Below are 20020 nucleotides of genomic sequence, written 5' to 3'. Positions count from 1 at the left end.
CTACGTTTCACTAACAAACTTACACACTCAACGTGATGCGTTTGTGGAAACAAATCCACCGGCTGGACTTTCTTTAATTCGTAGCCCAACTCTTGATAGAGTTTGATATCACGCGCCATGGTGGCGACGTTACAGGAGATATAGGCGATGCGGGCAGCTCCTGTTTGAGCGCTTGCTTTGATAAAGCTTTCGGTCAAGCCCTTGCGTGGTGGGTCGACCAGGATGGCAGTTGGTTGGATGCCTTCCTTGAGCCAATTCTTCATGGCATTTTCAGCTGTGTCACAGACATAGTGGGCATTGGTGATACCGTTCAATTCTGCGTTCTTCTGGCTATTTTCTACTGCTTCTGGGATAACTTCCACTCCGTAGACTTCCTTGACATGTTTAGCGACTGATAAGCCAATAGTTCCGATTCCTGAATAGGCATCGATCACCACATCATCTTCTTTTAAGTCCGCAAAGTCAATGGCTGTTTGATAGAGCTTCTCTGCCATTTCGGTATTGACCTGGTAAAAGGCTGGTCCAGAGATTTGGAAATCATTGCCCAACATTTGGTCGGTAATATAGTCTTGACCGTAGAGAGTACGCCATTCTTTCCCGAAAATCGCATTGGTATTTTGGTCATTGATATTTTGCATTACTGATATGATTTTTGGGAACTGCTTGATGACTTGTTCAATCAACTGTTCAACTCGGAAAATTTTAGGACGAGTTGTCACCAAAATAACCATAATCTGACCTGAATGATGGCCACGACGTACAACAAGGTTACGAATCAGACCAGACTGTTCCTTCTCATCATAGGGTTTTAAGTCATAACGACGAAGTAAATCTCGTAAAGCAAGAATAACTTGGTCTATCACTGGATCTTGAATATAAAAATCTTCAAGCGGCATAAGATCATGAGAATTCTTACGGAAGAAACCAGTCTCTAGAACACCATTAACACGACGAACAGGAACTTGGGCTTTGTTGCGGTATTGGACAGGATGGTCCATCCCCAAGGTCAGGGGGACTCCGAAATCAGAGATTCCCGCCATCTTGTAGAGGCTATCCTTGACCTGCTTGGCCTTGAATTTCAGTTGCTCGGGATAAGCCAGGTGCCCTAAGTCGGCGATTCCGCTTCGTAAATAGGCAAGATCAAGCTCTTCATTACGATGAGGGGATTTTTCTAGGTACTCCTCTACTTTTCCGTAGCCAATCTTTTTGTTGACTTTAAGCACGCGCATGCGGATGACTTCTCCTGGCAGGGCATTCTCCACAAAAAAGACCAGGCCATCGACCTTAGCCACTCCTGCTCCTTCGTGGGTCAAATCGACAATCTCAACGGTTACAATTTCATTTTTCTTTAACATGGTGTTCTATCTTTCTACAAATTAAAAGGGGTGGAGTCCAAAACTCCTATCCCCTTATTATATCATCTCAATCCCATTTGGTACAATTTCTTTTTATAAGCATCGAAATCGACGAGCAAGCCTTGGCCACCATACATATCGTAGGCATCGACCCAATCCCCATTTTCTGGGATGGTTACTCGTTCAATTCCTTTTCCAGCACTACCGACTAGGCCAAGTCCATTGGTCAATAGGAAGGAGAAAGGTACATTGGTAGACGTCATAGCAAAGACTTTCCCAAGGGCTTCTGATCCCGTAAAGAGTTTGGTTGGATCCTTGATCTGATGCATGATAGCAGACATGACCTCTTGCTGGCGACGGGTCCGGCCAAAGTCCCCTTCATCATCCTTACGGAAACGCGAGTAATTGAGAAGAGTCCGGCCATCCATCCGTTGCTTTCCAACCTTGATGGTTTGTTGCGGAACGACACCGTCTTTCATGTTCAAATCATCTGGTACTTCTACTTCACTGACCTTTTCGCCATCAACTGTTGAAAACTGCGCATTCATCTCGACCCCATTCGGGAAGAGGGTATCGATCGCTGTCGCAAAGGTCTTGAAATCGACCATGGCGTAATATTGGATGTCAATGTCAAAGTTATCTTTGAGCATCTGACGCACCAATTCAGCCCCTTGGTTGTTATTTTGCTCCCCGATGGTGAAGGCAGTATTGAGCTTCTGGTCATAGTAGCCATCGTATTCAGGAATATTTTGCTGGCTGACACCATCGATATGGACCAATGTATCTCGCATGAAGCTGACCATCTTGATCTTTCCTTCTTTGTTATTGACATTGACCACCATGATGGAGTCTGTCCGAGTCTCATCTGATTTCTCACCGATCCGACCATCTGTCCCCAAGATCAGGATATTGACCCCATCTCGCGACTTCTTGCCGTTAAATTTCTCGACGACTGCAGGCTTGGCATCCTTACCAGCTGGTTTACTGTTGAGGCCTTTCACAAACATAAAGACCATGCCACCGATAATGAGCAAGAAAAAGAGAGCTATCCACTTGAGGATCCGCTTGACGCGGATCTTTTTCCGTGGTTTCTTAGGTAGATCGCTCGTCGCAGCAACTGCTTTTTTCTTTGTTTTTTTGCTACGTGATTGGTAAACAGGAAGGTCACCAATCGGTTCAGCAATCTCCCCTTGCACTTCTTCAGTAGCAGCTACTTCAGGCTGTTGAAGGGGTTCTGTTTCCTCATAAACTCCTTGACTTTTTTTGAGCAAATAATTGTATTCTAGTTGTTCTCGTTCATTCAAATAATGAAAATTTGAGTATAAGTACTCTAATCGCTTTCGCTCATGGTGAGATAGAAAGTTGGATTCGTTACTCATCTTTTCTCCATTCCGTTATCTTTTATGGTATAGACCTGATACTGACCCAAGACTTTTGTCTGAATACCCAGACTGTCTAATTCTTGATAGGCAAACTGCACTAGATCAGGCGCTTCATTTAGGAGGTCAATAATGAAAAAGTATTCTCCTAAAGCTGTTTTTAGGGGGCGACTTTCAATCTTGGTTAAATTGATTCCCCGCCAAGCAAAGGTGGACAAACCCTTATAGAGGGCTCCTGCCAGATTACTTGGCAAGGTTAAAGCCAAGCTAATCTTTTGACTCGAAAGATTCAAAGTTTCTGAAATCAAGGGCTCTTTTGCCCCTAAAATCCAAAAACGCGTGTAGTTGTCCTCGATTTCTTGGATGTCTTTGGCCTGGACTTCCAAACCGTACTCACTTGCTGCTGCCAGAGGGGCAATAGCTGCAATCTCCAATTCTGGATGTTCTGCTACATAGCGGGCTGCATAGGCTGTTGAAGCCGTCATTTCCATGGCCACATCTGGATAATGGGCCCTTAGAAAAGCCTTCCCTTGGGCCAAGGCCTGTGGATGCGAATAGACCGTTCGAATAGGCTGATCTTTTCTAGCCACCAAGAGCTGTTGCTTGATGGGATAGACCACTTCTGCAACGGCCTGGATGGTCCCTTGGTGAAAGAGGTAATCGATGGTCTCGTGGACACTACCTTCGATCGAGTTTTCAACTGGGACGACTGCAAAATCAATTTCTTGATTTTCATAGGCCTTAATAACATCTGTGATCGTTCGATAAGCGATGCGTTCAGAAGTTGGAAAACTATGAGTCACCACATCGTGGGTAAAAGATCCCTTGGGACCTAGATAGCCTACAAGCATCGAATGATCTCCGCAATTTCTTCAGGTGTTTTGTCCTCAACATCCACAATATGGGTAGCAATCGCTTCATACAAAGGTAAACGTCCATCAAAAATCTTCTTGAATTCTTCTTTGGTGTTGTTTAAAAAGAGGGGACGTTGCATGGCTTTGTCATTTTGAATCCGTTTGTACAAGGTTTCAAAATCTACCCGCAGATAAATGTTGTGAGGATTTTTTTCCAAGAGCGCACGGTTATGAGGATTGACCACAATCCCACCTCCAGGAGAAATAATAGCCGCTTCATTTTCCAATAAACGCTCTAACATATCAGCCTCGCGGCGACGAAAGGCGGCTTCTCCTTCCACTGCGAAATAATCATTAATCGACATGCCGATCTCTTCAACAATTAATTCATCCATATCATGGAACTTTGGATCAAGAATGCGACCAACGGTCGTTTTACCTGTTCCCATAAAACCAAGTAAAATTTTAGCCATGCAGTAAGGTCTCCAAATCTTCAAAAAAACTAGGGTAACTGGTGTTAATGGCCTCTGCCCGATCCAGCATCACATTTCCTTCACTTACTAATAAGGCAGCAATGGCAGCCATCATCCCAATTCGGTGATCTCCAAAGGTCTCTAAGTCTGCTCCATGTAGGGGAGTTGGTCCGGTGATGACCATACCGTCTTCCGTTGGCACGACAGTGGCTCCCATGGCATTGAGGCTATCTGCTACGACCTGGATGCGATCCGTTTCTTTCACACGAAGCTCCTCAGCATCCGCAATCACGGTCTGACCATTTGCTTGTGTTGCTAGTAAAGCAATAATCGGCAATTCATCAATCAAGCGTGGAATCAACTTCCCATCAATCCGAATCCCTTTTAAGGACGAGGTCTTGACAGTAAGGCTTGCAGAGACCGCTTTTTCATCGCGATCCTCAATGGTGAGATCTCCCCCCATTTCCTGGATCACATCGAGAATCCCTGTCCGCGTCTGGTTGATACCAACATTTTCAATCTTGATCACACTATCTGGAAGGATGAGTCCAGCAACTAACCAAAAGGCTGCACTGGAAATATCTCCAGGAACAATGACTGTTTGACCTTGGAACTCTTGTCCACCTTGGATGCGGATGGTTTTTCCGTCTACCTGGATCTCTCCGCCAAATTGGCGAATCATATCCTCCGTATGGTCACGCGTCTTTTCCTTCTCGATAATCGTCGATTCACCCTCAGCCTGTAGAGCAGCAAAGATGAGAGCCGACTTGACTTGAGCCGATGCGACTGGCAAACGGTAATGAATGGGGTGAAGCTGATGGGTTCCTTTTTCATGCAAAGGCGGGCAATCACGCTCTCCCTGGCCAGCAATTTCTACTCCCATTTGACGCAGTGGAATCGCTACACGATCCATAGGCCGTTTGGAAAGACTATCGTCTCCGACCATGGTCACTGAAAAATCCTGGCCCGCTAGGACACCTGATATCAAACGAATAGAAGTCCCTGAATTACCCATATCAAGGGGAGCTGTCGGAACTTGTAGGCCCTGAAAGCCTACCCCTTGAATCCGAATCACATCCCCGTCATCCTGGATGGAGACTCCTAAATCTCGAAACACCTGGATTGTAGAGAGCACATCTTCGCCTCGCAAGATATCATAGACCTTGGTTTCGCCCTTTGCAAGACTTCCAAAAATAATGGATCGGTGACTGATGGATTTGTCACCAGGGACACGAATGGTTCCCTTTAGACCCTTGCTATTGGTTCTTAATTTCATTGCCTTCTCCAGATGCTTTTCCTCATATTCTATCATAATTAAGGTATGAATTCAATTTTTGATCAAAAATTTGGAACAAAAAACGAATGTTTCCTAGCTTTTTTTGAGCTTCTTTTGATCTAGTGGCGAACGAAAATACCAGAGTCGAAATGACAACTCTGGTAGAAATTTCTACTTGTATAAATCTTGAATCGGCTCAAAGATGATCTTTTCAAGATCTGCAAGATAAATAGACAATTGCTGTTGTTTAGTGAAAAATTCATTCACAATCGGACTTGCTTGGATTTTTTCCATATAGTCCTTCATTTCTTGTTGTACAGCTTCTGTTGGAAGTTGACCGGATTGCATCAAGCCTTGCAGTTGATTTTGGAAAGCGACGTATTCGTCAAACAGCGTTTTCGCTTCTGGATTTGCTTCGATCGCTTGCTTGCTTTCTACGACAGCCTTATATTCAGGAAGGTCTCGCAGGGTCCGAGAGAGTTCGTTTGCTACATCATAAATATTTGCCATTTTATGGGCTCCTTTACTGATAAGATACTTCTATTATACTGCTTTTCCCTCAATATTCCTAAAATGAAGTAGGCATTTTGATGCAAATCCTTCTGTAGACCTATCGAGCAAGGACGGTATAAGAGGTCGCCCGGCTGATCAAGGTTTGAGCCCGCTCTTGATCCTCTGCATTTTTAAAGGTCAGCTGCAAAATCCCGTGGATATCTTCACGATTTTCTTCATTGATGTGAATATTGACCAATGAAATCCCTTGTAGAATTTGCAGAATCTCAAGAATGACGCCTTCCTGATCGGGAACATCGATAAAAAGATCATAGGCACTATCGCGTCCAGCACGCTGATGGATCTGCATTTCTTTTCGGTGCTTGCGCCCTTCTTGGAAAAAGGACCAAATGGCCTCTTCGTTATCTGCTTGGATGGTCTCGGCCACTTGATCCAAACGCTCTTTGAAATCTGCAATCCGCTCTAATATCGCTTGAGGGTTGGACAAGAGAATAGAAGTCCACATGCCTGGCTCACTTTCCGCAATCCGTGTCATATCCCGAAAGCCTCCAGCCGCAAAACGGCGGGTCATTTCATGCTCTTCCCCATAAGCTACGGCCTGCTCGACCAGAGTCGAGGCCAAAATATGAGGAAAATGGCTGATCTGGGAAGTCACCCGATCGTGTTCCTCGGCATCGATTTCAATAAATCGAGATCTCAATCCACTCAGAAGCTCTTTCAACTCTTCCATGGCACCCCCTGTGGTCAAGCTGGAAGGGGTAAAAATATAATAAGCGTTCTCAAATAAGGTGGCATCTGCTGCTGCAGCACCTGTCTTATGACTACCAGCCATGGGATGTCCTCCCACAAAGCGAACAGCCTTATCTGTAAACACTTTTTCAGCTTGTGCGACAATTTCTGCCTTGGTAGAGCCTGCATCTGTCACCAGTACCCGGTCTTTCAAATGCAAGCCAGCTAAGGTTTCTAAGTAAGACTTGGTTTGCTTGATGGGAAGGGACAAAATAATGATATCTGCTAAAGGGGCAAAGGCTTCGAAATCATCCGTCACTTGATCCACCATTCCTCTTTCAAGGGCGATGGTTCGAGAGGCTTCACTTCGATTGTAACCAAGAATGGTCACGTTTGGGTGGGCTCTCTTAATGCCTAGCGCGAGTGAAGCACCAATCAAGCCCAAGCCTGCAATATATACAACTTTCTTCTCCAAAGGAAAACTCTTTCTCTTAAAAATTCTTCGTAAAGTCCCGGTGCTTAGCAACGGCTTCTTTCAATTCTTCCAAGTTATCGGATGAGAATTTTTCAAGCACTTCTGTAGCAAGAACCGTTGCGACCACTGCTTCCATTACCACTCCTGCAGCGGGTAGAGCCGTTGGGTCGCTGCGCTCAACCGTTGCCTTATAGGGCTCATGGGTTTCAATATCCACACTCATCAAAGGTTTGTAGAGGGTCGGAATAGGCTTCATGACGCCACGAACCAGAATGGGCTCACCATTGGTCATGCCCCCTTCAAAACCACCAAGATTATTGGTGCGACGGGTATAACCGGTGTCCTGAGACCAGATGATTTCATCCATAACTTGACTACCTTTTAGGCGACCTGCTTCAAAACCAAGGCCAAACTCAACTCCCTTAAAGGCATTGATAGAGACCACTCCTTGAGCGATTTTGGCATCCAATTTCTTGTCCCATTGCACATAGGATCCTAGTCCAACAGGCACACCGCCAACCAAGGTTTCCACAATTCCCCCTATGGTATCGCCATCTTTTTTCACTTGGTCAATATAGGCCTTAACGGCTTCTTCTTGTTCTGGCACAACGATCGAAACTTCCGACTGACCTGCCTTTTCCTTGATTTCTGAAACGGTTAGATTCTCGGGAATTGCAATCTCGATTCCCCCAAAATTCACAATGTGGCTGGCTACTTCAAGGCCGATCTCTTCTAAAATCCGTTTAGCAACTGCACCAACGGCTACACGCATGGTCGTCTCACGTGCAGAAGAACGCTCTAAGGAATTACGGAGATCATCGAAACGGTATTTCATCCCTCCGACTAGATCGGCATGACCAGGACGTGGCTTGGTGATCTTACGCAGATTTTTCTTTTTCTCTTCGACCGGTGCTACATTCATGATCTCTAGCCATTTTTGATGATCCAGATTGGTCACGTTCAGAGTAATCGGACCTCCCATGGTCAAGCCATGACGGACCCCTGATGTGATCTCGACCCGGTCAATCTCAATTTTCATCCGAGCACCACGACCATAGCCACCTTGTCGACGTTTGAGCTCTTTATTAATATCCTCTTCAGATAAAGGAAGGCCTGCTGGAACGCCCTCGATGATGGCTGTTAATCGAGGCCCATGGGACTCTCCTGCTGTTAAATATCTCATACGACCTTATTCCTTTCTTTCTAAAAAGTCCTTCATTTCTTGAAGAGGGATTTGATGAATCGCTGCTTGCCCCAACTCTGGAACAATTACTAATTTCAAGTTCGTCCCACGCGCCTTTTTGTCATGGGTCAAGGCTTGATAAAGGGCTTCTTTATCCCAGTTCTCATAGGTCACCGGAAGGCCAAATTTCCGGCACATTTCTTCGATTTGTTGGCTGATTCCTTTTGGCATCAAGCCCTTTTCTTCTGCAACTCGGGAGAGCTGCACCATGCCCATACTGACAGCTTCTCCATGCATAACTTGACCATAACCAGCTGTCGCTTCAATGGCATGCCCGATGGTATGACCAAAATTGAGATACAGTCGAATGCCATTGTCCAGCTCGTCTGCCACCACATGGTCTCGCTTCACCAGGCAAGAATGGGAAATGATGCTCTCTGCATGCTCTAAAATACTCTCGATGGAACCATCCATGGCTTCCAATTCTTCCCAAAGTTCCGTATCTTGGATGAGGCCGTACTTGATGACTTCGCCCATCCCCTCGATCAATTCACGTTGCCCTAAAGTGCTCAACACTTCAGGATCAATAAACACACCATCTGGTTGAGCAAAGGTCCCTACCATGTTTTTAGCAAGTGCTGTGTTGACTCCTGTTTTTCCTCCGATAGAGGAGTCCACCTGTGCGGTCAAGCTAGTCGGGATCTGAACAAAGGAAATTCCTCGCATATAGGTCGAGGCAGCAAAACCAGCCAAATCACCAACTACGCCACCCCCAAGAGCGACGATACCATCACTGCGCGTCATGCCCTGGGTAGCTAGAAAGTCATAGACTTTTGAAACAGTGGTTAGATTCTTACTGGCTTCTCCTTGAAGAAACTCAAAGCGCACCACTTGAAAACCAGCTTTCTCAAGGCTCTTCTCTACGATAGAGGCATATAGCTTAGCCACGCGGTTATCGGAAATAATGGCGACTTTTTTATCGCCCCAAAGAGTGCGCAACCAGTCTCCAACCTGGTTGAGACCACCTCTTTCAATCACAATATCATAGGAATGTCCTGGAATAGGTACCGATACGTTCATAGGAATCTCCTTCGCGTTTTTCTTTGATTCTATCTTATCATGAAATAGGGCACATGTCTCAATCAAAATGAAAAAGAGACTAGAGCAAGACTGTTTTTTTAAAATCAGTTCTTGTTCTAATCTCATAAAGCTTTTTCAATAGGAAAAGGTAAACCCCTCTCTTAGTCACATACAAATTGGCGATATTCTGTTGTCAATGCTTCCCATACAGACTCTGTAGGAAATACTTTCCCAGTCATTAATTCAAAGGCTGCTTCAGCTTGATAAAAGAGCATTCCCAGCCCATTTACCCTCTGGTTTCCTTGATTCACTGCTAATTGCAGAAAGGGGGTCACTGCCGGATAGTAGGCCATCTCTACGATTAAGGCATGTAGGGGAAAGGTCAAGTAACTCGCTATCGGAAGAGAATGACCATCCATGCCTACACCAGTGGCATTTAAGATAAGATCGGCTTGATGAAAAGAGTTTTGAACTTCTTCATCTTTCTCAATCGCATACAATTCTATCAAGAAATCAAAGGCATCTTCTAGCAACTGAACCTTGGAACGATAATGGACCAATCTTTCCTCTCTCACAAAGACAAGGATACGTTTCACACCTAGATGAATGGCCTGTGCAATAATCGCTAAAGCTGCACCACCTGCACCTAAGAGAACCATTGTTTTTCCCTTAATGGAGAAAGCAGGAGGTAAACTACGAAAGAAACCAATTCCATCCGTATTATAGCCCTTAAGCTTGCCATCACGGTGAACAATGGTATTGACAGAACCGATCTTTCGGGCCATCTCATCCACTTCATCTAGATAAGGAAAAACCTTTTGCTTAAAAGGCATGGAAATATTGGCCCCAATCATATCTAACTTACGAATTTGGCTGACAGTGCTTTCTAAATCTTCTTCAGCAATATCCCAAGCAAGGTAAGCAGCATTGGTCGCTGTTAATTCATAGGCTAGGTTATGGATGAAAGGAGAGATACTATGACGAATGGGATGGGCAATGACCGCTGCCATCCGAGTATATCCGTCAATCTTCATTTAATAACTCCCGAATTCTTCTCATATTTTCAAGAGGAATTTGACCTGGAGCACTTTCATCTCCGACTCTAGCATAAGACCAAGAAGAGCCTGTCAAATCAGCTGTCAAGCGCGAAATCTTCCCGACCTTGCCCATGGAAATCGTTACATATTCTTGCTCAGGGTTCAGTGTCTTGAAACCACGCGTATAATTCATCAAGTCAAGAACATCTTGTTCATTGTGGGCCATGACAGATACTTTGACTAATTTTGGAGAAAAACTGGTCAATTCCGATAAGATCTCCATCATATTTTCCGGAGTTTCTTGGAAGTTATGGTAGCTGAGAACAAGATTTGAAAATTCCAACATCTCTTCAAAGACTTCACGGTGACTATAATACTCGAAATCGATATAATCCGGATGATAGATGGATTGAATATCTTTCAGGATCCCAACATATTCTTCATTAGTCAGCTCCATCCCTCCACCTTCAGCTCGAGTCCGCAAGGTGAATAAAATCTCGCGTCCAGCAAATTTCTCAAAAACTGCAGGAGCGACGGTTAAGATCTCGCTTTTTTCTAAAAAGTCCGCACGCCACTCAATAACATCTGCATCCTCGTAACGCGAACTATCTAGTTGTTGCGCCTCTTCTAAGGAGCGAGGCATAATCGAAACAACTAATTTCATACATCCACCCTAATCGTAAATACTTTTAAGTAATTACTACTTTCTTCTTTCTTGTTCCATCGAAAATCTCCCGGAAGTCCGTATTCCGCTAGAAAGCGATGCTTACGGCCTTGAAATCCCTTTTCGATTTGTTTTTTAAATTTTTCTTTGGTCACATTTGCCGCATTGGTACTGAGAATCAAGATCCCACCTGGATTTAAAATCTCGAGTGCCTCGCTGACCAATCGATGGTAATCTTTAGCGACTGAAAATGTCCGTTTTTTATTCCGCGCAAAGCTAGGCGGATCAAGCACGATCACATCATAGCTTAGGTCATGGCGTTTGGCATATTTGTAATAGTCAAAGACATCCATCACGACAAAACGATGAGCATCCAGCGCCAAGCCATTTGCCACAAAATGCGCTTCTGATAATTCTCTACTTCTCTTAGCCAGATCGACCGAAGTCGTCTCTACTGCTCCGCCCATGGCAGCTGCAACAGAAAAAGCAGCTGTATAAGAGAACATATTGAGCAAGGACTTACCAGCAGCGAGCCCCTCAACTAAACTTCCTCGGACTTCATGCTGGTCCAAAAAGATCCCCGTCATCAAGCCATCATTGAGAAAGACTTGGTAAGAGACCCCATTTTCAAGAATCAAAAATTCTTGCGGTGCTTCTTCTCCATAGACATGAGCCGATTCATAGTCCAAACCTTTAAAGCGAATCTTTTCATAGCCACCTCGGACTTCTGAAAAAGCTTCTTGAAAGGCTGCTAGAATGGTTTCCTTAATCTGAAATACGAAGGGATTGTACCAAGAAAAAACAACAAACTCACCATACAAGTCAACCGTGAAGCCACCAAAACCATCTCCCTCTTGGTTAAAAAGACGAAAGGCTGTCGTCGTTTCATCCGCATAATAAGAACGACGGTATTGCTTGGCTTTGATGAAAAGCTTTTTAAAAAAGTCTTGATCAAAAGCGACCAACTCTTGTGAAACAAACCATCCAATCCCTTTATTTTGTTCAGATAAGTATCCGACCCCGAGGGATTGTCCATCTCCTGAAAGCAATTGAACCGCTTGATTCAAAGCAGGAAGTGACTCAAAATCTTGCTTTTCAAGAAGGGATTGTCCTTGTTTGATTTTTGTTGCGACTTGGCGACTGACCGTGAGTTTTTTCATACCCTCTATTATAGCAAAAGTCTGCAGTTTTCACAAAGAGAGGCTTTATTTACTGGAACTTTTTTTACCATTTTATCCTAGTTCTCATCATTTAGCTTCAAATGATATAAAATGCCGGATCTTTCCTATTTCTTTCCTCTCCTTTACAGTCATTTTTTTCTTTCTACATAAAATTGTGGTATACTTGTATATGAAAATTTTTAGGAAATAAGACAAGGAAGTAACATTTTGTGAAAAAAATTACGAATTCGATACTCAATTTCATGAGTACCAGACTAGGATTTGTCTTGACCCTTCTGTTGCTCTACTGGTTCAAAACCATGTGGGCCTATTCAGTTGATTTTAATTTAGACATTCAAGGACCCTATCAGATTTTTCTAGCAGTGATCAACCCACTGCCGATCAGTTTGCTCTTCATCGGTCTAGCACTCTATATCAAACGAACCAAGCTCTTTTATAGTTTGGCCTTTGGGATCTACCTTCTCTTATTTATTTGGTTGATTTCTAACTCCATCTATTATCGAGAATTTACAGACTTCGTAACGGTCAATACCATGTTGGCTTCCAGCAAGGTTTCTGCTGGCCTCGGAGCTGCTGCTTTAGAATTGTTCCGCCCTTGGGATGTGATCTACATTCTAGATTTCCCTATTCTAGCTTTCTTCTTCTTTAAGAAATGGATTCGAATGGACAATCGTCCCTTCAATAAACGAGCTAGTTTTGCGGTTACCTCTTTATCGGCCATGCTCTTTTCGGCCAACCTTTTCCTCGCAGAAATTGACCGACCTGAGCTCCTGACTCGTGGGTTCTCAAACTACTATGTTGTTCGTGCCTTGGGTCTTCCTGCTTTTCTAGGATACAGCGCTAATCAAACTTATGTTGCAAACAAAGAGCGTTCCAAAGCATCTGAGGCAGATCTAAAACCGGTTGAAGAATATATCCAACAGCATTATGCCAAAGCTAATCCTGAATACTTCGGAATGGCCAAAGGCCGTAATGTCATCTACATTCACTTGGAAAGTTTCCAACAATTCTTGATCGATTACAAGTTGAAAGTAGACGATAAAGAATATGAAGTGACGCCTTTCTTAAATTCCCTCTATCATTCGAAGGAAACCTTTGCCTTTTCGAATGTCTTTAACCAAGTCAAGGCAGGGAAAACGTCTGATGCTGAGACCATGATTGAAACTGGGCTCTTTGGACTCAACCAAGGTTCCTTTATGGTGAACTATGGTGGAACCAATACCCAACAGGCTGCACCATTTATTCTTTCAAAAAATGGTTACAACTCGAGCGCTGTTTTCCACGGGAATGCTGGAAGTTTCTGGAACCGAAATACCGCCTATAAACAATGGGGCTACAATTACTTCTTTGATGCCAGCTACTTCACCAAACAAAACAGCAGCAATTCCTTCCAGTATGGTCTTAATGACAAATACATGCTCAAGGATTCCATCAAATACCTAGAAAGATTGCAACAGCCTTTCTATACGAAGTTCATTACGGTTTCAAACCATTATCCTTATACGACCAGCTTGTCAGGAGATGATCTCGGCTTCCCTCTAGCTAAGACTCAGGACGAAACCATCAATGGCTATTTTGCGACCGCTAACTATCTAGATTCTTCGATCAAAGCCTTCTTTGATTACCTGAAAGAATCTGGTCTTTACAAAAATTCCATCATCGTTCTCTATGGGGACCACTACGGAATTTCAAACTCCCGCAACCCAGCTCTTGCTCCTCTACTTGGTAAGAACTCTGAAACGTGGTCAAGCTATGACAATGCCATGTTGCAACGCGTACCTTATATGGTAGTCATTCCAGGTATGGATAAGGGTGGCATCATTGATACCTATGGTGGTGAAATTGATATGCTCCCAACCTTGGAACATTTGCTAGGTATTGAATCCAACAAATTCCTCCAAGTTGGTCAAGATATGCTCTCACCAGAACATGATCAAATCGTCGCCTTCCGTTCCGCTAACTACTTTGTTACTCCAGAGTATACGAGCTATAGTGGCCGGACCTATTACACCAAAACAGGTGAGGAAATCACCAACCCAGACGAAAAAACCAAGGAAGAACTGGACAAGATCAGGGAAGCTGCTAACCTTCAATTGAAGATTAGCGATAGCATCCAGACCGGTGACCTCCTTCGCTTCTTCAAGGGCAATGATCTTGGAAAAGTCAATCCAGAAGATTATTCCTACACCAATTCCTTCAAGGCATTGAAGAAGATTGAAAAGGAAAAAGGTGACAAATCAACCAGCCTTTATAACCAACGTGGCAATCAGTCCACCGTCGATCTCTTCAAGGCACCAACTTATAAAGAATTGCACCCAGAAGACGATAGTTCTTCCTCAACAGATACCAGTAGCAGTTCTTCTAAATAAAAAGAATCCCTGAGTTTAAAAACTCAGGGATTTTATGATTTCTTTTAAAAATACTTAGTCTAGGACTTCAAAAACAGAAGCTGTTAAATTCTCCACGTAGAATGGTCGTTTATGACGACTATTCCCAACCATCAATTTCAATTTATTTGAATTTTGGAGGTAATATGGAAGTCCGCTGGCGTTGAAGATGACCAAGTACTTCTTGTCTCCTGTTAGTTCATAGATGACAAGACCGCTGGTATCAGTTGCAGATTGAATAAAGACTTGTTGATAGATTTTATCATAGCTTTCAAATCCTAAGACAGGAAGACTTGTCTTCAAATTGATCAAGCTTCGGATATAGGCAATTGATTCCTTGTTTTGACTGACCAGATCCCAATTGACCTGATTCACAAAATCTGGAGCATTGTAGGAATTCATGGCCCGTTCACGATCCAAAGGGGTGATCTCACCATCAGGACCTGTCGCTACCAATTTAGTCCTCATGAACTCTTGACCCAATTGCATAAAGGCCATGCCCTGGAAGAGCAGATTCATGGCTGTAGCCAACTCTGAGCGCTTGACCAAGCCTGCTACTTCTTCATTCGGATGAAGGGTCTGAAGCAAGTCATAAAGATTATAATTATCGTGAGCTTCCACATAATTCAAGACCTGATTGGGACTTAAATAATTGCCAAGCTCCGCACTACCTAAAGCAGCACGTGCAACGATATTCTCCGTCGATTTTCGACTGACGAAGCCACGTTTGATGGAACCATAAACCTCAGCCCCTTTAATGGCATCGCGCTCCGTATCATTAAAGAAACCAATTCGAGGCAATTGCGCTGCATTGTCTTTCTTAGCCTTGTCCTCTGGTGCGAGACCGGTTCCCATGTCCCAACCTTCTCCATAAAGGAGAATGCGAGGATCCAGAGCATCCATCGCCTCCCGAATAGCATTCATTGTCGTCACATCGTGAATGCCCATCAAATCAAAGCGGAAACCATCGATCTGGTACTCCTTGACCCAGTGTGTGAGGGAATCAATCATGTACTTGCGGTACATTTCATGCTCACTAGCTGTTTCATTCCCAACACCTGTCCCATTTTGGAAGCGACCATCTGGCTCCATCCGGTAATAATAATCAGGTACTGTATTTTGGAAAGGACCATGTTCGGTCGAGTAGATATGATTGTAGACCACATCCATGACCACAGAAATTCCTGCCTCATGATAAGCCCGGATCATGGTTTTGAGCTCTTTCATGGTTTGTTTCGGATTGGATGGATCCGTCGAAAAGCTAGTTTCTGGTGCAGAATAATTCTGAACGTCGTAGCCCCAATTATAGGTCACCTGGCCTTCTTCGTCGTACTGTTTAAAGCGATCAGAAATGGGCTGAAGTTGCACGACATTGACCCCTAACTGACGGATATAATCAAAGGCAGTTGCATCACCATGGCTATTGACGGTTCCTTTTTGACAAGCCCCCAGATAGGTCCCACGCAGGACTTCGTCTACACCTGATGTCGGTGACTTGGTCAAATCCCGAAGGTGCATCTCATAAATCACTGCTTGACAAGGATTGTCCAAACGCCAAGGAGTCGCATCGGCGCATTTTTTATTGCCCCAATCAAACTGACGATCTGCTCTTGAGAGAATGGCTGAACGCATTCCATCGGCTGTCGTTGCAATGCTATAAGGATCGCGCGTCACTTGAGTCTGGTGTTCAAAATGCACACGATATTGATAAGCCATGCCACTTAAATTTCCTAGAAAATCTAGAATCCAAACACCTTGGGTGTTTTCTGGATGGTAGCTAGACTCTTGTTTGCCTCGCATCATCGGAATAGTCTTCCAAATAGGCGCATCCAGCTCAGTTGATTGATAAAGCAACAATTCAACTTTCTTAGCCGTTGGTGCCCATAGTTTAAAGCAATGCTCCCCTTCTTCCTCCCGATGACCGAGCCAGCCTTGATACGCCCATTTAGCATCAAACTCTCTAGGGTGCATCGCCATATCGTAGGCATGAGGCTGACGATGGCTGTATGCATGACTCGTCAAAGCAGCTTGCAAAGAATAATAGACTGTATCGTCTCCATCAAGAATCCACACTTCTCGAACATGCCCTTCTGGTAAGAGTTCGATTTCAAAATCACGGGTCTTGGTGAGCCAATCCCCTTCTTTAACCAGGACATGGCCCCGGTTCAAGGCATGCTCACTCTCGTATACCAGATTTCCCTCCACTCCAAAATAATCCAACTTGGAGAAAGAGACCGATTTTCCTTCTACTTGATCCTGCCACTGCCACATATCATAGGCAAAATAATTTCCTTTTTGCTTATGAAAATGAAGCTTTACATGGTATTGTCGCATAACATTTTCCTATTTCCAATTTAATACCGAAGGAACCATCCGCTTGTAAAACACGTAATGGACTCCAACTATTTGTTTTTATTCTTCAGATGGGTGAACCAAAGCATCGTTGTTGATTTCATCAATATTCGCAAAGAATTCCAAGTGATTATGGAAGACTTCCAATTCAACCGGCGTATCTCCTCCGTACTCCCCATCTAGATTGATACGGAATGGTTGAGCATTTTTTCCTAACATTTCGATCGTCAACTTCTTGGTCTTGAGATATTCTACATTTTCATCGTGCACATGCTTGCCTCCATTGATGGCCTGAATCATCAAGGACAACATGTTAAAGAGCTTAGCAGTTTTTACGATAATCAAGGTAAAGTTCCCATCATCAAGCTTAGCATCTGGCGCGACACTTTCAAAACCAGCAATCGAGTTGGTCAAGGCCACGAAAATCATAGACGCTGGCCCTTCAAAGACACCATTGTCATGCTCAATCCGCACCTTACGAGCCTTGTTTCGCGGCAACATTTTAGCAGCTTCTGCCACATAGGCAAAGTAACCCAAGCGAGATTTAACACTACTTGGAACACTGAAGGTCAATTCTGTCATGGTTCCTGCTGCAGCAATGTTGATGAAATACTTACTGCCATAGGCACGACCAATATCCATCTGAATGGTTTGATTCTTTTCGATAATGCGAGCAGCCGCCACAGGATCACCCATCGGGATCTTCAAGGCACGCGCATAGTCATTGGTGGTACCGGTCGGGATAAAGGCCATCTGCGGACGATTTTCCAGACCTGCGACCCCATTGACCACTTCGTTAATCGTACCATCTCCACCAGCGGCAATGATTAAATCAAAGCCTGCTTTAGCAGCTCTTTCTGCTTCATTTTGGGCAGAAAATGGTTCTGGAGTCGTTTGATAAGCGCTGGTTTCATAGCCCACGTCTTCGAGTACGTCCAAGACTTCCGCAATATTTTTCTTGATAATTTCTTGCCCAGAGGTCGGATTATAAATTAAACGGGCTTTTTTGATTCGTTCTACCATAAAGATCCTCTATAAACTTTCAAGCCAGGCCTCATCTTCTACCTGGATTCCTAATTCTTGTGCTTTGGTTAACTTGCTACCAGCGTCACTACCTGCTACGACCAAATCTGTTTTTTTGGAAACAGAACCAGTTACCTTAGCACCCAGACTCTCTAATTTGGCCTTTGCTTCTGAACGTGTGAGCCGCTCTAGCTTCCCAGTCAAAACAACTGTCATCCCTGAAAGGGCCGCATCGGCAGCAGCTTTTCCACCAAGGTAGGTCAGATTGACTCCAGCTTCTTTCAACTCATGCAGGAGACGCTTGGATCCCTCTTGTGCGAAATAAGACTTGAGACTTTCAGCCACGACCATACCGAGACTATCAATGCTGGCAATCCGTTCTGGATCAGCAGTAGCCAGTTGATCGAGGTCATGGAATTCTTGGAGCAAGATTTGACTGACCTTGCTTCCGACATGGCGGATTCCCAAACCAAAGAGTAACTTTTCAGCTGAATTCTCTTTTGAAGCTTGAATGGCTTCATAGAGTTTTTCAGCCGATTTTTCTTTGAAGCCTTCTAAGGTTAATAGATCCTCTACAGTGAGCCGGTAGATCCCAGCTACATCCTCTACCAACTGAGCCGCGAAGAGTTTCTCTACAACAGCTGGACCCAAGCCTGTGATATTCATAGCATCCCGACTTGCAAAGTGGTTCAATCCCTCCTTAATCTGAGCTGGACAGAGCGGATTGATACAGCGAAGAGCCACCTCATCCTCAAAATGAAGCAACTCACTTTGGCAGCTCGGACAATGACTTGGAATGGCTAATGCTTGATCAGAGACTCGCTTATCTTTGACGACACGTAAGACCGCTGGAATGATATCACCCGCCTTGTAGACAATGACGGTATCATCCTGATGGATATCTTTTTCAGCAATATAGTCCACATTGTGCAAGGTTGCCCGACTAACAGTGGTTCCTGCTAGCTGGACTGGAGTTAGATTGGCCGTTGGGGTCACAACTCCGGTCCGTCCAACCGTCCAATCCACCGATAAGATTTTCGCTTCTTTTTCTTCAGCTGGAAACTTATAGGCGACAGCCCATTTAGGAGCTTTTACGGTAAAGCCTAGTTCTTCTTGAACAGCTAGATCATTGACCTTGATGACGATCCCATCGATATCGTAGGGAAGATCCTCTCGAAGCTGAGCTACTTTTTGGATGAAGTCCCAAATTTGCTCCATATCCTCAGCCAGCACTCGCTCTTGGTTCACGACAAACCCTAAGCGGGCTAATTTCTGAAGCACGCCTTCCTGACTGCTTTGATCCGTCGGACTCACTTCTTGATACAAGAAGGTTGCGAGATTTCGCTTGGCCACGATTTTCGTATCCAATTGGCGAAGCGTTCCTGCAGCAGCATTCCGTGGATTAGCAAACTCAGGCTCACCGTTTTCTTGACGGATCTGATTGACCCGATCAAAGGAAGCCCGTGGCATATAGCACTCGCCTCGAACCGTGATGTTCACTGGCTCTGGTAACACTAAAGGAATGTCCTTGACCCGCTTGAGGTTCTCTGTAATATCCTCACCGACAGAACCATCCCCACGTGTCGCCCCCGTTACGAGGACTCCATTTTCATAGGTGAGGGAAATGGACAAGCCATCAATTTTCAGCTCACATACATAGCTGATAGAAGGAAATTCCTTACGGACACGCTGATCAAAGGCTTCTAATTCTTCACGCGAAAAAGCATCTTGCAAACTATAAAGGGGATACTGGTGCTGGTATTTGGTAAAGCCTTTTAAAACCACCCCACCTACACGGTGAGTTGGACTCTCTGGTAAGATCTCATCTGGATGAGCAGTTTCTAGTTCCACCAACTCCCGATATAATTGATCATATTCACTATCTGAAACAGATGGAGCGTCTTTTGTGTAATACTCGTAAGCATATCGATTGAGTAATTCCACTAATTCTTTCATTCTGGTTTTCATGTTCTTATTTTATCATAAAATCACAATTTAGCCTTGAATTTACTGCATTCTTAGCATGAAAAAAAGGGGCTGGGACAAAAGTCCTAGCCTC

Annotated in this window: 16 protein-coding genes; 1 reads left to right on the top strand and 15 read right to left on the bottom strand. The window is 44.2% G+C overall.

Annotated elements, in window-relative coordinates:
* The 12 genes from rlmD to HMPREF2686_RS09990 all read right to left on the bottom strand — a co-directional run.
* Nucleotides 1-1355 (bottom strand): 23S rRNA (uracil(1939)-C(5))-methyltransferase RlmD (rlmD, locus tag HMPREF2686_RS10045; protein WP_070450573.1); only part of this gene is annotated, 1355 nt, incomplete at its 3' end.
* A gap of 62 nt (nucleotides 1356-1417) precedes the next feature.
* A complete protein-coding gene (locus HMPREF2686_RS10040; protein ID WP_049474742.1) occupies nucleotides 1418-2734 on the bottom strand; it encodes an LCP family protein in 1317 nt (438 codons plus the stop codon).
* Complete coding sequence (pheA, locus tag HMPREF2686_RS10035) at nucleotides 2731-3585, bottom strand: prephenate dehydratase (RefSeq protein ID WP_070450570.1); 855 nt, start codon at nucleotides 3583-3585, stop codon at nucleotides 2731-2733. The genes HMPREF2686_RS10040 and pheA overlap by 4 nt, the downstream gene beginning before the upstream one ends.
* Nucleotides 3576-4061: a shikimate kinase gene (locus tag HMPREF2686_RS10030; protein WP_070450567.1), complete on the bottom strand. Its 486-nt coding sequence runs from the start codon at nucleotides 4059-4061 to the stop codon at nucleotides 3576-3578. Before HMPREF2686_RS10030 ends, pheA begins: the two co-directional genes overlap by 10 nt.
* Complete coding sequence (gene aroA, locus HMPREF2686_RS10025; RefSeq protein WP_070450564.1) at nucleotides 4054-5337, bottom strand: 3-phosphoshikimate 1-carboxyvinyltransferase; 1284 nt, start codon at nucleotides 5335-5337, stop codon at nucleotides 4054-4056. Before aroA ends, HMPREF2686_RS10030 begins: the two co-directional genes overlap by 8 nt.
* Nucleotides 5338-5508: 171 nt before the next feature.
* Nucleotides 5509-5847, bottom strand: a complete 339-nt coding sequence (locus tag HMPREF2686_RS10020) for a YlbF/YmcA family competence regulator (RefSeq protein WP_003014453.1) — start codon at nucleotides 5845-5847, stop codon at nucleotides 5509-5511.
* Nucleotides 5848-5947: 100 nt separating this feature from the next.
* Nucleotides 5948-7054: a prephenate dehydrogenase gene (locus HMPREF2686_RS10015; protein WP_049506066.1), complete on the bottom strand. Its 1107-nt coding sequence runs from the start codon at nucleotides 7052-7054 to the stop codon at nucleotides 5948-5950.
* A 16-nt stretch (nucleotides 7055-7070) separates the two neighbouring features.
* Complete coding sequence (gene aroC / locus HMPREF2686_RS10010; RefSeq protein WP_049506064.1) at nucleotides 7071-8237, bottom strand: chorismate synthase; 1167 nt, start codon at nucleotides 8235-8237, stop codon at nucleotides 7071-7073.
* 6 nt (nucleotides 8238-8243) lie between these two features.
* The gene (gene aroB / locus HMPREF2686_RS10005) at nucleotides 8244-9317 is read right to left on the bottom strand and encodes a 3-dehydroquinate synthase (RefSeq protein ID WP_049506062.1); all 1074 of its coding nucleotides are present in this window, start codon (nucleotides 9315-9317) and stop codon (nucleotides 8244-8246) included.
* A gap of 161 nt (nucleotides 9318-9478) precedes the next feature.
* A complete protein-coding gene (aroE, locus tag HMPREF2686_RS10000; protein WP_049506060.1) occupies nucleotides 9479-10351 on the bottom strand; it encodes a shikimate dehydrogenase in 873 nt (290 codons plus the stop codon).
* Nucleotides 10341-11018 carry a type I 3-dehydroquinate dehydratase gene (gene aroD / locus HMPREF2686_RS09995; RefSeq protein WP_049474751.1) on the bottom strand — a complete coding sequence of 226 codons (678 nt, stop codon included), beginning with the start codon at nucleotides 11016-11018 and terminating at the stop codon, nucleotides 10341-10343. The genes aroE and aroD overlap by 11 nt, the downstream gene beginning before the upstream one ends.
* Complete coding sequence (locus HMPREF2686_RS09990; protein ID WP_049506058.1) at nucleotides 11015-12178, bottom strand: class I SAM-dependent rRNA methyltransferase; 1164 nt, start codon at nucleotides 12176-12178, stop codon at nucleotides 11015-11017. The genes aroD and HMPREF2686_RS09990 overlap by 4 nt, the downstream gene beginning before the upstream one ends.
* 230 nt (nucleotides 12179-12408) lie before the next feature.
* Between HMPREF2686_RS09990 and HMPREF2686_RS09985 the strand changes: the two genes are divergently transcribed.
* Nucleotides 12409-14568, top strand: coding sequence for an LTA synthase family protein (locus tag HMPREF2686_RS09985; RefSeq protein WP_070450561.1), 2160 nt, complete (start codon nucleotides 12409-12411; stop codon nucleotides 14566-14568).
* 54 nt (nucleotides 14569-14622) lie between these two features.
* On the opposite strand, the gene pulA is transcribed toward HMPREF2686_RS09985, so the two are convergent.
* From pulA to ligA, 3 genes are all read right to left on the bottom strand, one after another.
* Complete coding sequence (pulA, locus tag HMPREF2686_RS09980; RefSeq protein ID WP_070450558.1) at nucleotides 14623-16920, bottom strand: type I pullulanase; 2298 nt, start codon at nucleotides 16918-16920, stop codon at nucleotides 14623-14625.
* Between the two features lie 78 nt (nucleotides 16921-16998).
* Nucleotides 16999-17961, bottom strand: a complete 963-nt coding sequence (locus HMPREF2686_RS09975; protein WP_003006748.1) for a diacylglycerol kinase family lipid kinase — start codon at nucleotides 17959-17961, stop codon at nucleotides 16999-17001.
* Between the two features lie 9 nt (nucleotides 17962-17970).
* Entirely contained in the window at nucleotides 17971-19929 is a 1959-nt protein-coding gene (gene ligA / locus HMPREF2686_RS09970) for an NAD-dependent DNA ligase LigA (protein ID WP_049506053.1), read from the bottom strand.
* Nucleotides 19930-20020 lie beyond the last annotated feature (91 nt).

Origin of the sequence: Streptococcus sp. HMSC057G03 (assembly GCF_001808745.1) — a bacterium.
Classification (GTDB): Bacteria; Bacillota; Bacilli; order Lactobacillales; family Streptococcaceae; genus Streptococcus; species Streptococcus parasanguinis_Z.
Note: the sequence above shows the minus strand (reverse complement) of the source record. Positions and strands in the feature narration are given on the sequence as shown.

Coding starts and splice junctions, on each gene's coding strand:
- HMPREF2686_RS10040 (WP_049474742.1), bottom strand. CDS start 2,734: ATGAGTAACGAATCCAACTTTCTATCTCACCATGAGCGAAAGCGATTA.
- pheA (WP_070450570.1), bottom strand. CDS start 3,585: ATGCTTGTAGGCTATCTAGGTCCCAAGGGATCTTTTACCCACGATGTG.
- HMPREF2686_RS10030 (WP_070450567.1), bottom strand. CDS start 4,061: ATGGCTAAAATTTTACTTGGTTTTATGGGAACAGGTAAAACGACCGTT.
- aroA (WP_070450564.1), bottom strand. CDS start 5,337: ATGAAATTAAGAACCAATAGCAAGGGTCTAAAGGGAACCATTCGTGTC.
- HMPREF2686_RS10020 (WP_003014453.1), bottom strand. CDS start 5,847: ATGGCAAATATTTATGATGTAGCAAACGAACTCTCTCGGACCCTGCGA.
- aroC (WP_049506064.1), bottom strand. CDS start 8,237: ATGAGATATTTAACAGCAGGAGAGTCCCATGGGCCTCGATTAACAGCC.
- aroB (WP_049506062.1), bottom strand. CDS start 9,317: ATGAACGTATCGGTACCTATTCCAGGACATTCCTATGATATTGTGATT.
- aroE (WP_049506060.1), bottom strand. CDS start 10,351: ATGAAGATTGACGGATATACTCGGATGGCAGCGGTCATTGCCCATCCC.
- aroD (WP_049474751.1), bottom strand. CDS start 11,018: ATGAAATTAGTTGTTTCGATTATGCCTCGCTCCTTAGAAGAGGCGCAA.
- HMPREF2686_RS09990 (WP_049506058.1), bottom strand. CDS start 12,178: ATGAAAAAACTCACGGTCAGTCGCCAAGTCGCAACAAAAATCAAACAA.
- pulA (WP_070450558.1), bottom strand. CDS start 16,920: ATGCGACAATACCATGTAAAGCTTCATTTTCATAAGCAAAAAGGAAAT.
- HMPREF2686_RS09975 (WP_003006748.1), bottom strand. CDS start 17,961: ATGGTAGAACGAATCAAAAAAGCCCGTTTAATTTATAATCCGACCTCT.
- ligA (WP_049506053.1), bottom strand. CDS start 19,929: ATGAAAACCAGAATGAAAGAATTAGTGGAATTACTCAATCGATATGCT.